The organism is Mailhella massiliensis (genome assembly GCF_900155525.1).
Taxonomy (GTDB): domain Bacteria; phylum Desulfobacterota; class Desulfovibrionia; order Desulfovibrionales; family Desulfovibrionaceae; genus Mailhella; species Mailhella massiliensis.
In genome coordinates, this window is the sequence record NZ_LT706951.1 from 280,310 (window position 1) to 292,483 (window position 12,174).

The 12,174-nt window shown below is 61.6% G+C and carries 12 protein-coding genes, 1 tRNA gene, 1 pseudogene and 1 riboswitch; of the genes and pseudogenes, 3 read left to right on the plus strand and 11 right to left on the minus strand.

Going from position 1 to position 12,174, the window contains the following annotated elements; translation table 11 throughout:
- Positions 1-4 precede the first annotated feature (4 nt).
- The 3 genes and pseudogenes from CZ345_RS06750 to CZ345_RS17705 form a co-directional block, all read right to left on the minus strand.
- Positions 5-91: transfer RNA gene (locus tag CZ345_RS06750), tRNA-Leu, on the minus strand.
- 66 nt (positions 92-157) lie between these two features.
- A complete protein-coding gene (locus tag CZ345_RS17700) occupies positions 158-508 on the minus strand; it encodes an oligopeptide/dipeptide ABC transporter ATP-binding protein (RefSeq protein WP_420843769.1) in 351 nt (116 codons plus the stop codon).
- A gap of 57 nt (positions 509-565) precedes the next feature.
- A pseudogene (locus tag CZ345_RS17705) lies at positions 566-1,111 on the minus strand (ABC transporter ATP-binding protein); the annotation flags it as partial.
- 289 nt (positions 1,112-1,400) lie between these two features.
- On the opposite strand from CZ345_RS17705, the gene CZ345_RS06760 reads away from it, so the two are divergent.
- Together CZ345_RS06760 and feoB are read left to right on the plus strand one after the other, a co-directional pair.
- Entirely contained in the window at positions 1,401-1,634 is a 234-nt protein-coding gene (locus tag CZ345_RS06760) for a FeoA family protein (RefSeq protein WP_077072415.1), read from the plus strand.
- Positions 1,634-3,853, plus strand: coding sequence for a ferrous iron transport protein B (feoB, locus tag CZ345_RS06765; protein ID WP_239446634.1), 2,220 nt, complete (start codon positions 1,634-1,636; stop codon positions 3,851-3,853). The genes CZ345_RS06760 and feoB overlap by 1 nt, the downstream gene beginning before the upstream one ends.
- Before the next feature lie 339 nt (positions 3,854-4,192).
- Here the strand turns inward: feoB and CZ345_RS06775 are convergent, their stop codons facing one another.
- Positions 4,193-5,023 carry an Mrp/NBP35 family ATP-binding protein gene (locus tag CZ345_RS06775; protein WP_077072417.1) on the minus strand — a complete coding sequence of 277 codons (831 nt, stop codon included), beginning with the start codon at positions 5,021-5,023 and terminating at the stop codon, positions 4,193-4,195.
- 439 nt (positions 5,024-5,462) lie between these two features.
- Between CZ345_RS06775 and CZ345_RS16565 the strand changes: the two genes are divergently transcribed.
- Positions 5,463-5,741: a hypothetical protein gene (locus CZ345_RS16565; protein WP_144277274.1), complete on the plus strand. Its 279-nt coding sequence runs from the start codon at positions 5,463-5,465 to the stop codon at positions 5,739-5,741.
- Between the two features lie 281 nt (positions 5,742-6,022).
- Here CZ345_RS16565 and thiE read toward each other — a convergent pair whose 3' ends face one another.
- From thiE to CZ345_RS06815, 7 genes are all read right to left on the minus strand, one after another.
- Positions 6,023-6,664, minus strand: coding sequence for a thiamine phosphate synthase (thiE, locus tag CZ345_RS06785; RefSeq protein WP_077072419.1), 642 nt, complete (start codon positions 6,662-6,664; stop codon positions 6,023-6,025).
- Positions 6,665-6,674: 10 nt separating this feature from the next.
- A complete protein-coding gene (thiF, locus tag CZ345_RS06790; RefSeq protein WP_077072420.1) occupies positions 6,675-7,283 on the minus strand; it encodes a sulfur carrier protein ThiS adenylyltransferase ThiF in 609 nt (202 codons plus the stop codon).
- Positions 7,284-7,285: 2 nt separating this feature from the next.
- A complete protein-coding gene (gene thiH / locus CZ345_RS06795) occupies positions 7,286-8,437 on the minus strand; it encodes a 2-iminoacetate synthase ThiH (protein ID WP_077072421.1) in 1,152 nt (383 codons plus the stop codon).
- A gap of 262 nt (positions 8,438-8,699) precedes the next feature.
- On the minus strand, positions 8,700-9,467 hold the full coding sequence (locus tag CZ345_RS06800; RefSeq protein ID WP_077072422.1) for a thiazole synthase: 768 nt from the start codon (positions 9,465-9,467) through the stop codon (positions 8,700-8,702).
- Position 9,468: 1 nt separating this feature from the next.
- Entirely contained in the window at positions 9,469-9,693 is a 225-nt protein-coding gene (thiS, locus tag CZ345_RS06805) for a sulfur carrier protein ThiS (protein ID WP_239446635.1), read from the minus strand.
- A gap of 34 nt (positions 9,694-9,727) precedes the next feature.
- Positions 9,728-9,832, minus strand: a riboswitch (TPP riboswitch).
- Between the two features lie 9 nt (positions 9,833-9,841).
- Positions 9,842-11,221, minus strand: coding sequence for a Na+/H+ antiporter NhaC family protein (locus CZ345_RS06810; protein ID WP_077072423.1), 1,380 nt, complete (start codon positions 11,219-11,221; stop codon positions 9,842-9,844).
- 41 nt (positions 11,222-11,262) lie between these two features.
- Entirely contained in the window at positions 11,263-12,078 is an 816-nt protein-coding gene (locus tag CZ345_RS06815; protein ID WP_077072424.1) for an LpxI family protein, read from the minus strand.
- Positions 12,079-12,174 lie beyond the last annotated feature (96 nt).

Below are 12,174 nucleotides of genomic sequence, written 5' to 3' on the forward strand. Positions count from 1 at the left end.
TTACTGGTGCCGAAGAAGAGACTCGAACTCTTACTCCCGAACGGGAACTAGACCCTGAACCTAGCGTGTCTACCAATTTCACCACTTCGGCGCAGGAATGTTCTTAGTAAATTTGCCCGCCCTTGGCAAGCATTTTTTTTCATTTTTCATAATTTTTTTATGCGAGGGGGTTCCAGCAGCGTACGAGATGCCCTTCGCCCATGGTCCGAAGGGGGGGAGCCGTCAGGCATTCTTCGGAAGCGCAGGGACAGCGTGGGCGGAAGGCGCAGCCTTCCGGCAGTTCCGAAGGCAGGGGAACCATGCCGGGAATGGATGGCAGGCGACGGCTGTCGTGGTTGCCCAGAAGCGGCGCGCATGACATGAGACCTTCGGAGTAGGGGTGGAGGGGGCGCTCGAAGAAGGCGGCGACCGGGGCCTGCTCCACCAGTTCTCCGGCGTACATCACGGCCACATCGTCTGCGGCTTCCGCCACCACGCCGAGATCATGGGTGATGAGCAGCACGCCCATGTCGCGTTCCCGGGCAAGGCGGCCGAGAAGCCGCAATATCTGCCCCTGTATGGTGATGTCCAGCGCGGTGGTGGGTTCGTCCGCAAGAAGCAGCCGCGGGGAACAGGCAAGAGCCATGGCGATCATCACCCGCTGGCGCATACCCCCGGAAAACTGATGCGGGTAGTCGGCGAGCCTGCGGTGCGGGTCGGGAATGCCCACCATTTCCATGAGTCCGGCGGCCTTTTCCAGCGCTTCGCGGCGGGACAGACCCTGATGGATTTCCATGGGCTCCGCAATCTGTCTGCCTATGCGCAGCACGGGATTCAGGGAAGTCATGGGTTCCTGGAATATCATGGAAATATCGCGTCCGCGCCTGCTGCGCATGGCTCTTTCCTCAAGTTTCAGCAGATCTTCTCCGGCAAAGATCAGGGAACCTGCGCTGATGCGGCCGGGTTCGGGCACCAGGCGCATGAGGGAAAAAGCCGTCATGCTTTTCCCGGAACCGGATTCGCCCACAAGGCAGAGCGTGCGGCCTTTGAAAAGACGGAAGCTGAGATCGCGTACTACGGGAACATCGCCGAAGGAAACGGTGAGGTGCTGAACGTCGAGCAGGGGAAGCATGGATGTGAGGCCTGTACGGGTAGGAGGAAAAGGGCATGACCTGCGAAAACGTGCAGGCCGGAAGGGACGGACCGACTATGACACAGCTTGTCTGCGGGGGCAAGAACGGCCCCGCATGATTTGACAAGGCCGCCGTTGGGGAGGTAGCTTGTTGCAACGCATCAGTGTCGGGACATTCAGTGAATATGCGGGCCTTCCGCAGGGCGCACAGGCACGGCGGGCTTTCCCCGCGCGGCCCTGAACTCCCGATGCGAGGAGCTGAACTTCAGCATTTTTTAAGGATGTTTTCATGAGCATACCTCTTCGTTCTCTTCCCGTGGGGCGCAAGGCGCGCATTGCTTCCGTGCTGGCCGACGGGGAACTGGGTCGCCGCATCCGCGACATGGGACTGGTGACCGGAGCCGAAGTGGAAGTGATAGGCCGCGCGCCTCTGCGCGACCCGGTCGCTCTCCGTCTGCCCGGCTTTACCCTGAGCCTGCGCAACAACGAGGCTGATTTCATTCTGGTGGAGACTGACGACTGATGTCCTACTTCCATCATTCCGATGAAGGGCTGCCGCACGGCGGTATGCCCACCTTGGCGCTCGCCGGAAATCCCAATTCAGGAAAGACTACCTCGTTCAACGCGCTTACCGGAGCGCGCCAGCATGTGGGCAACTATCCCGGCATCACCGTGGAGCAGAAGGAAGGCATAGCCCACTGCGACGGAGAATCCATACGCATCATCGACCTGCCCGGAGCCTACTCCCTGACAGCCTACACGCAGGAAGAGCGGGTGGCGCGGCGCGTCATCGGCAGGGAAAGGCCTCTGGCCGTCATGGCGCTGCTCAATGCCGGCGCGCTGGAACGCAACCTTTACCTCGCCGTGCAGCTCATGGAAATGGGCGTTCCCGTATCCATAGGCCTGAACATGATGGACGAGGCCCGCGCCATGGGCATGAGCATAGACGTGCCCACCCTTTCCCGGCGTCTCGGCGTGCCCGTGGTGGAAACCGTGGCCCGCACGGGCGAAGGGCTGCAGGAATACCTGCGCGAGACCATGGCCTTCAGCCGTACCAGAGAAGGCCAGCCCTGGAAGCCGCTGCTCATTTCCTACGGACCCGACCTCGACCCCGTACTGAAACATCTCACCGAATCGCTGGACGAGGAGGGCATAGGCTGCGCCCCGTACCCCACGCGCTGGCTGGCATTGAAGCTTCTGGAAAACGATGAGGAAATTCTTTCCGAACTGAGCCGCGACAAGCCCGAAGTCATGGCTCATGTGAAGGAGCATCTCGACGAGGTGGAAGCCCACCTCAAGGCCACCCTGGGTACCAGCGCCGAAGCCATCATTGCCGACTACCGTTACGGCTACATCAGTTCCCTGCTGCGCGGCGTGCTCACGCGGCGTGAGGATATCGCCCAGCGCATGGATCTTTCCGACAGAGCCGACCATATTCTGACCCATCAGTTCCTCGGCCCGCTCATCATGCTCGGCATCATGTATCTCATGTACCGCATCACCTTCACTCTCGGGGAAGTGCCCATGCAGTGGGTGGAGGCGCTTTTCGGCTGGCTGCGCGATACGGTGGATGCGGGCATGGCCGACGGCGTGCTGAAGTCCATGATCACCTCGGGCATCATCGACGGGGTGGGGGGCGTGATGTGCTTCGTGCCCCTTATTCTGCTCATCTTCATGCAGATCGCCATTCTGGAAGATTCCGGCTATATGGCGCGCATGGCCTATATGCTGGACCGCATCTTCCGTATCTTCGGCCTGCACGGAGCCTCCGTGGTGCCCTACATACTGGGCGGCGGCATTGCCGGCGGGTGCGCCGTGCCCGGCATCATGGCCGCGCGCACGCTGCGGAGCCCGCGTGAAAAGCTGGCCACGCTTCTCACCGTGCCCTTCATGGCCTGCGGGGCCAAGCTTCCGGTGTTCATCGTGTTCGCCGGGGTGTTTTTCCCCGGCAACGAGGCGCTCGTCATGTTCGGCCTTACCCTCACGGGCTGGGTGGTGGCCATGCTTGCGGCGCGTGTTCTGCGTTCCTCGTTCATCAAGGGACCGGCCACGCCCTTCGTCATGGAACTGCCTCCCTACCGTATGCCCACGCTTCAGGGCATGTTCATTCATGCCGGGGAACGCACCTGGGAATACCTGAAGAAGGCGGGCACCGTCATTCTCGCCATATCCATCGTGGTGTGGGCGGCCATGACCTATCCGGGCCTGCCGGAAGACAGAGTGAAGAATCACGAAGTCACGCTGCAGGAACTTCAGCAGCAGCTTGCGGCTGCGCCCGCAGGTTCGGAGCTGCAGCGTACTCTGGAAGAAGCCGTGCGCGGGGAAAACGGCCGTTTCAGCGAGGAAATGCTGCGCCATACCGTGGCCGGACGCATAGGGGCCGCCATGGAACCGGTGAGCCGTTATGCGGGCTTCAGCTGGGAAGCCAATATTTCGCTTCTCGGCGGGCTTGCCGCCAAGGAAGTCATTGTGACCACCCTCGGCACCGCTTATTCCCTGTACGATACGGAGGAGGATTCCACCTCTCTGGCGCAGTTCATTGCCCGGGACGACAACTGGAACATTCCTTCCGTGGTGTCGTTTCTCCTGTTCGTGCTGCTTTATGCGCCGTGCTTCGTGAGCCTTGCCACCATACGCATGGAAACGGGTTCCGTGAAATGGGCGCTGTTCAGCTTTGCCTTCAATACCTGTGTGGCCATGCTTGTGGCTACGACAACCTATCAGATTCTTTCCCGCTGGTAGGAAGCGATATCGGTAACGGAAAACGCCCTTTTCCCTGCGGGGGAAAGGGCGTTTTCGTCGTCATGGGGAAAAGTCCGGGGAGGCCCCGCGCAGCGTGTTTTTCCGGTATTCCGGACGGCGTTCGCTTCCTGCAGCCGTTGTGTCATAAACGGCGGAGAAAAGAACCGGGAAGGAGAACTTCGGAAGAGAGGGCGAGGTCTTCCGAAACTCCGGTTGCGGGAGCTTTTTCGCTCTTTCAGAAGGCAGAACAGAAAAAAGGCGAGGCATGAACCCCGCTTTTTTTCTGCGAAGGAAGAAAAGCGTTCTCTGCCGCAAGGCGGCAGACGTTTCCGTCCCCGGCTACAGGGCGCTGATGGCGTCGGCGATGTCGTCCAGCCAGGGGCTGTCCACCGCTTCGATGGCTCCCTGGTCGCAGGAGCGGGCGATGGAGGGATCGATGGGCAGGCGAGCCGTATGCCTGATGCCGTACTGGGCGGCGATTTCTTCCAGATGGCTTTCGCCGAAAATGGAATGACGCTTGCCGCAGTCGGGGCATTCAAAGTAGGACATGTTTTCCACAAGGCCGATGACGGGAATGTTCAGCCCGTCCAGCTTCGCCATGTTCACGGCCTTTTCCACGATCATGGAAACGAGTTCCTGCGGCGAGGTCACGATGACGATGCCGTCGATGGGCAGGGACTGGTACACGGTGAGGGGCACGTCGCCGGTTCCGGGAGGCATGTCGACGAACATGTAGTCCACATTGTTCCAGATGACTTCCGACCAGAACTGCGTGACCACGTTGGCGATGACGGGGCCGCGCCATACCACGGGGTCGGTATCGTGCTCAAGCAGCAGGTTCATGGAGGCAATGTCCACGCCGGTGGCGGAGCGCACGGGGTTCAGGCCGAGCTGCGTGCCCGACATGCGGCGGGTGACGCCGAAGAGGCGGGGAATGGAAGGACCGGTGATGTCCGCGTCGAGTACGGCCGCATGAGAGCCGCGACGCTGCATTTTGGAGGCAAGCAGACCGGTGACGAGGGACTTGCCCACGCCGCCCTTGCCGCTCACCACGCCGATGACCTTCTTTATGGTGGAGAACTTGTGAGGCTTCACCTTCATGTCGGCAGGTTCGGTGCGTTCCGCGCAGTCTTGGCCGCAGCTGCCGCACTTGTGATCGCAATCGCTCATAGTAAGACTTCCTTTGTTGCTCCGGCGGACGGTACGCCGGTAATGTACGTTTTTTATCTATAGTTCTTTCCCCGGCCTCTGACAAGTCGGAGGCCGCTTCAGCTCCGCAGAGAGAAGGGCTTTTTGCATGATGCGTTCAAAAGGCGGCACAAGAAGGCAGGGGAGAGATGCTCCTGCTCTTCCGGCAAAGGTCGTGTGCCGTACTCCGGCGAGGCGGAAGCGCTTTTCAGAAAAGGGCGGCTTTTCCGGCGGGAGAAGGCCCGGGCGCTTCCGCCTTGACGGCGCTTTTCCGCCCGGGCTAAGGTGGCGGCTGAACCGTGTTTCCACGGTATGCGTGTTCCGGCTCGGCAGGGAAGGGGCATTCTTCCGCCCCTGCCATGGAACCGGATGGACGTGCCTTTTTCCGATACGGGAAGAAGCCAAACATCAGGGATGGATGATGACCAGATTTGAATTTCACGATGCCGCGGGCAACGTGCATCCTTTCGATACCCGCGAAGAGGCCGAGGGCTTCGCCCGCGCCTGCGGTTATGTGTTTGTAACGAGCCGCAGCGTCATGGAAGGTTCGGATGCCAGAATTTCCTACTATCTTGCGCCGTCCGACGTGCCGGAAGGCGTGACGGACAAGAGCGTTCTCTTTACCGTGCTGCTTTCCCGTTATCGGGAATGGGAGGAGCCGCGCGTCATGCCCGTCATGGATGCGGACTGGGCGAAGTAGGCCTTTCCCGCAGAGAAGGCCGCAGAACCGCGGGAAGCCTGTTCCGCGGGGCTGTGCAAAGGTTGCCTGTGCCGCGGAGGAGAGAAGGTCAGGAGTCTGGGAAGACCCCGGGGAAAGCGTTTCTTCCGGCGGCGTTTTTTCTGCGTCAGGAAAAAATGCCTTATCCGGGAGCATCCGTTGAAGGTGGCGATGACGCCCGTATGCACGGCATTTCAGAAGCGGAGGCGAAAAAAAGAGCGGCCCGGGGTTCCCCAGGCCGCTCTTTTTTTCTTTATGTCGGTTCAGGCGCGGGCGTGCATGGCTGCGCGCACGGCGCGTACTCTGGCGGCAATGTCCGGCGCGCCCACCAGTTCGGAAACGAGGGCGCAGCATTTCGCGCCGCGTCCGGCCACTTCGCCGATGTTGTGCTCCTTGATGCCGCCTATGGCCACAAAGGGCAGGCTGATGTTGGCGACCACCCATTCCAGATAGGAGAATCCCACCGGCGCGCACACGTCTTCCTTGGTCTGTGTGGCGAAAATGGGGCCTACGCCTATGTAGTCGGCTCCGGCCAGCACGGCGGCCCGGGCCTGTTCCGGGCTGTGGGTGGAAAGCCCGATGATCTTGTCCGGGCCGAGCAGACGGCGCACTTCGGGCACGGGAAGGTCGTCCTGCCCGACATGGACGCCGTCGGCGTCCACAAGCATGGCGATGTCGATATGATCGTTGACGATGAAGGTTGCACCCGCTTCCTGCGTGAGGCGGCGCAGCAGGCGGCATTCCTCCAGCATTCGTCCGGCATGGGCGTGCTTTTCGCGGTACTGCACTATCTTCACGCCTGCCGAAAGCAGGGCGCGGGCCTGTTTTTCCACGCTTCTGCCCAGGGCGAGGCGGGAGTCGGTGAGGGCATAGAGGTCGGTTTCTCCGGGAAGTATGCGGGGCATGGGACAATCCTTAAAGCAGTTCTTTAATGGTTCCGGTAAGCAGCCATTCCAGCGCGGCGTCGGCCTGCATGGCGGCACACTGCATGACGCGCGGCGCAAAGGGCGGAAGGCTGGCGACGTCGGAGCGGAAATCGCCCACCACGGTCATGCGGCCCATGTTGCGGCGCTTCATGGCGAACCCGCCGATGCCGCCCATGCCGGACGCGCAGATCACGGGCTTTCCCGCAGCCGAAGCCAGGGCGGCGAAGCGGGCCTTGGTTTCCGCCTTGTCCAGCGCTTCTATCCACAGTTCCGCCTCGGGCAGCAGCGCGGGGATGTTTTCCTCGTTCAGCCACATATTGCGGGCGTCCACCTCCATGGCCGGATTCAGGGCAAGAAGCTGCCCGGCGAGAGCCTCCACCTTGGGGCGCCCCACATGTACGGGAAAGTAGTGCTGCCGGTTGAGGTTGGACGCTTCCACCCTGTCGCCGTCCACGATGAGGATATGCCCGACGCCGGAACGCGCAAGCATCATGGCGGCATGGGAACCGAGTCCGCCCGCGCCGGCAATGCCTATGCGGGCGGAGCTCAGCCTCTGCCTGTCTTTGGGGGAAAAGGAGGAAAGAACACCTTCAAGCATGGCTAAAAGTCGCAGCCTTCCCAGTCCTTGGTGACGGCCTGATATCCCAGCGCGGCGAGATCATGGATCATTTCCGGTACGGAACGATGATCGGAAATGTCGAACTGGCCGGAGTTTTCCGCTTCCACCACGCGGCCGCCCACGGCTGTGGAAACACCTGCGGAAACACGCGTCACGCCGATGGGCACGATGTGGTTGCGCATGGAGGCGCTTTCCCGGCTGGAAACGGTGATGCTGCAGCGGGGCAGGAAGCAGCGCAGGGCGGTGATGTACTGCACGAACTGCCGGTCGCTCACGGCATGTTTCACCTCGAAGCTTCCTTCATGGGGGCACATGCGCGGTACGGAGAGGCCTACATCCACGCCGGGGAAATGCTTCTGAATCCACCAGGCGTGGAGGCCTGTGCAGAAGGCGTCGTGAATGAACTCGTCAAGTCCCATGAGCGCGCCCAGCCCCACGCCGTGCAGTCCGGCCTTTGCGGCGCGGGCGGGGGTGTTCAGCCGCCACAGAAAATCATGCTTGGGGCCTGCCGGGTGCAGCCATTCATACAGTTCCCGGTTGTAGGTTTCCTGGAACATGGTCATGCTGTCCACACCGCTGCGGAGCAGCAGGCGGTATTCTTCCAGTGTAAGGGAATAGACTTCCACGCTGACGGAGGCGAAGCGCGGCTTGATGCGTGCGGCCACTTCCGCGATGTATTCGGGGGAGGCGATGTGCCTTGCATCCCCCGTAAGAAGCAGAATGTGGCTTATGCCCGCGTCCGCCAGGGCAAAGGCTTCGGCCGCCGCTTCGTCCACGGTGAGGTGGCGGCGCTTCTGATGATTGTCGGCATTGAAGCCGCAGTAGCGGCAGTGATTGGTGCAGATGTCGGAAATATACAGCGGAGAGAAGATGTTGACCGCCCGGCCGAAGAAGCGGAGCGTGATTTCCCGGGAACGCTGCGCCATCTGCTCCAGAAAGGGTTCGGCCGCCGGAGAAAGCAGGGCCATGAAGTCTTCGGGATGAAGAACGTCCTTTTCCAGCGCGGCGAGAACGTCGCGTTTTGTGGCGGCCGCGGCGAGAGCCGCACGGCGTTCGCGCGGCCATTCGGCCAGAAATTCGTCGAAATGCGCCTCTCCCGGCGCGAAATGATCTGCCAGAACGGGATGATTCATAGATATGCCTTTATGATGCGGGAGCCGGGCGCAGGCTTTTGCGGCATGGGGTGCCTGCGCCTTCAGGAAAGCTCGGGGCAGAGGGGATACTGGGGCGCCGCATGTTTTTTTCCCCCGCCCCGGCAGACGCCGGGCACGGCGGTCAGGCGCTGCGGCGCAAACGCCGGGCGGGCCTGCACCTCGCCGTTTTTTCAGGGCGTTTGTTGACGTGGCGGAGCTTTTCCGGGGCCGCATTCTTCATGCAGGTCCCGGAAAAGGAGGATCAGCGCAGAAAGCCCGTCAGAGGGGAGGAAGCCACGGCTTCGCCGCTGCTTACGGCTCCCGCTCCGGCAAGGTATGCGGCGCGGCCCGCTTCCACGGCGCGGCGGAAGGCCATGGCCATGGTGACGGGATCGTTGGAAGAAGCGATGCCGGTATTGACCAGGCAGGCCGCGGCGCCCATTTCCATGGCCTCGCAGGCCTGCGAGGGACGGCCGATGCCTGCGTCCACCACGATGGGAAGTTCGATTTCCTCGATGAGAATGCCGATCATTTCCCTGGTACGCAGGCCCCGGTTGGTGCCGATGGGCGCGCCGAGAGGCATGACGGCCGCGGCCCCGGCGTCCGCACAGGCGCGGGCCACATAGAGATCGGGGTTGATGTAGGGAAGAACGGTGAATCCTTCCTTCGCCAGAATTTCCGTGGCCTTTGCGGTTTCGTAGCCGTCGGGCAGGAGATGGCGCGTATCGGAAATGACCTCGATCTTGATCCAGTCGCCGCAGCCTGCCGCGCGGGCCAGCCGGGCAAGGCGCACGGCTTCTTCCGCGTTGCGCGCGCCCGAGGTGTTGGGCAGAAGGCGCATGGAAGAGGGGATATGCCCCATGACGCCCGTGCCGCCCCTGTCCACGCGGCGCATGGCCACGGTGATGACCTGCGAGGCGCTGGCTTCGCATACTGCCGGGATGAGGGAATCGTCGCTGTATTTTCCGGTGCCGATGAAAAGGCGGCTTGTGAGTTCCACGCCGCCGATGACAAGCTTGTCCTGCTGCATGTTAACCTCCTCCCACAAAGTGCAGGAGCTCCAGGCTGTCGCCCGGGTTGAGACGAACGGCAGCGAAGTTGTCTCTGGCAACGATGTCGCGGTTGAGCTCGGCGACCACGACGTCGGGGTTCAGCCCCCGTTCGCGGATGAGGTCGAGCAGGGTGAGGCCTTCGGTGATCTCTTCTGTTTCGCCGTTGACGGTGATGCGCATGGAAACCTCGCTGAAGATAGACAAAAAACGTCCGCCAAAGGGGCGGACGTGAGGTTTCTGCAAGGAAACCAGGCTTCCCTTCGGCAGTACTGACTGCATCAGGTTCCAAGGGTCAGAGGCATGATCCTCTTTCTCAGCCGTAAAGGCTCCCCTAGCTGGCGGACGTCTTTTTTTAATCCCGGTGCTTTTTTTTGGCAAGAAGAAACTGAAGAAGGGGCCGCGGGCAGGATTGATGCACGTCACGGGAACGCAGGCACCAGTAGAGGGGGACCATCCACAGGTACAGGGCGAAGGGAATGATTTCCGGCCCCTGCTGCAGCGTGAGGCCGCACATGGAAAAGGCGATGCTCCACGGCAGCACGGCGGAAAGAAGCACCACGCTGTTTTCCAGATACATGGCCATTTCACGGCGGTTGTGCTGGGCATGGGCACAGAGCTGACGGGTGAGAATGATGGAGAGTGTCTGATTGCAGGAAAGCCCCGTGGTCAGCACCCCCACCAGCGCCGTGGCACGGAAGGCTCCCATGCGCAGGGCGAGACGCTCTATCATGTATTCAAAGCTGTCCAGAAGGCCCGATTTTTCAAAAAGCGCGGAATAGGAGGAGGAAAGCGCCACGATGGCGGCCACGGTCGCCATGGAGATGATGCCCCCGCCGCCGAGCATGGCCAGTTCCCCGACGGGAGCCTCATAGCCCAGCACCATGCTGGAAAGAAGGGCGGAGAGGGGCGTCCCCTGCAAAAATACCGCCGCTCCCGAGGCACAGACGATGCTGGTGGCCATGGCGATTTTCACGTCGATGCGCAGAAGCCCGAAGAGAAGAATGACGAGTGCGGGCAGAAGCACCCAGAAGTGGAAGCGGAAGTGTTCGCGCAGGGCGTCCGTCGCGCCTTCGGGCATGACGTGTTCCGGTCCCGGCAGGGAAAGAAGCGCGTAGCCCAGGCAGGTCAGAAAAAAGGGCGCGGCTCCGTTTCTCAGCATTCTCTTGAAGTTGCCGTAGATGTCGGTATGGGTGAGCGCGCAGATGAGCGCGGCGCTGGAGGACATGGGAGAGCACCGGTCGCCCACATAGATGCCGCTTAAAATGGCCCCGCCCACCAGCGTTTCATTGAAACCCGCCGTATGGGCCATGAGCATGCACACCACGCCGAGCGTGCTCACGGTGCCGAAGGCCGTGCCGATGAGCGAACTCAGCGTGGCGCATAGGAGAAAGCTCCAGAGCACGAAGAAGGTGGGATTGATGAGGGAAAGCGCCCAGTCGATGAGCATGGGAATGGTGCCGCTTATGCGCCATACGCCGGTAAGCATCCCGATGAGCGTGAATATGGTGAGAATGTTGGCAATGCGCCGCACGCCCTGAAAAAGCAGCGCGGCAATGACGGGGAAGGAGAAACCCACGCTGCGGGCATAGCCGGAAAAGCACACGAGGCCGAAGCCGAGCGCCCAGAGCAGGGAAATGCCGCTGAAGACGCAGACGGCGAGGCCGCAGACGAAGAGGCCGAGCGTGATGATCTGGCCGCGGGTGACGCGGCCTGCGCTGGAAGGGGAGAGCATGGCCTCATCTCAAAGGAAAGCCCCCTTCCGGGGGCGTTGATTCAGGAAAAGTCGTCGGGCAGGGATACTACGGCAAGGCCGTGTTCGTCGGCGAGGGCGAGAGCCTCCTCCCTGTCGAAGAACAGCGTTTTTTCCGCCTGTATGGCCAGAACGGCATAGTGGTGTTCCACAAGGTTGCGCACGGTGGCAAGTCCCACGGAGGGCAGATCGACTCTTTCATCCTGTCCGGGCTTCACCATTTTGATGGCGATGCAGCCGTTGCCTCCGAGTTCGGCGCCGCGTTTTATGGTGGCGTCGGTCCCTTCAAGGCATTCCACGGCCATGACCATGCCTTCGCGCACGATGAGGCACTGGCCGATGTCGAAGGCCCCCATGGAACGGGCGATGGGCCAGCCGTAGCGGATGTCCTTCCATTCCTCGTCGGTGGGAGTGCGGCGGCTGAGCGTGCCCCGGGGAGCGCGAAGGCCGGGCGCGAGATCGGCGGAAGCCACGATGCGGATGCCGTCTTTTTCAATATCGGCCATGATGGCGCGCAAAAGAGCGTCGTCGCCTTTTTTCCTGAGGGAGAAAAGGATCTTCGCCGCCCGCCAGTCGGGCCGGAAATCCAGAGCCTTCGGCTTGCTTATGGAACCGGCCATGCAGGCCCTCGTCACATGATGTTCCTGGAAAAAGCTGATCATGCGGCCGAGCTGACCCAGATGAAGCAGCTCGAACGCATCGGCATGTTTCGCAGTATCCGGGTCGGTATGCCCCTGAAAGCCGCAGATGACGACGCCGAGACCTGCGGCCCGGGCCTGCTGTGCCACAAGGCGGGGAAACTGACCCCCGCCCGCAATGATGCCGATATTTTCTGCCATAGCAACTCCGAAGGAAAAATCGCCGGTAGTATAAGCCCTTCGCCCTTTCTCTGCAACCGCGCGTTTCCCGGTGAGTTTTTGCGGGAAGCGGCGGAA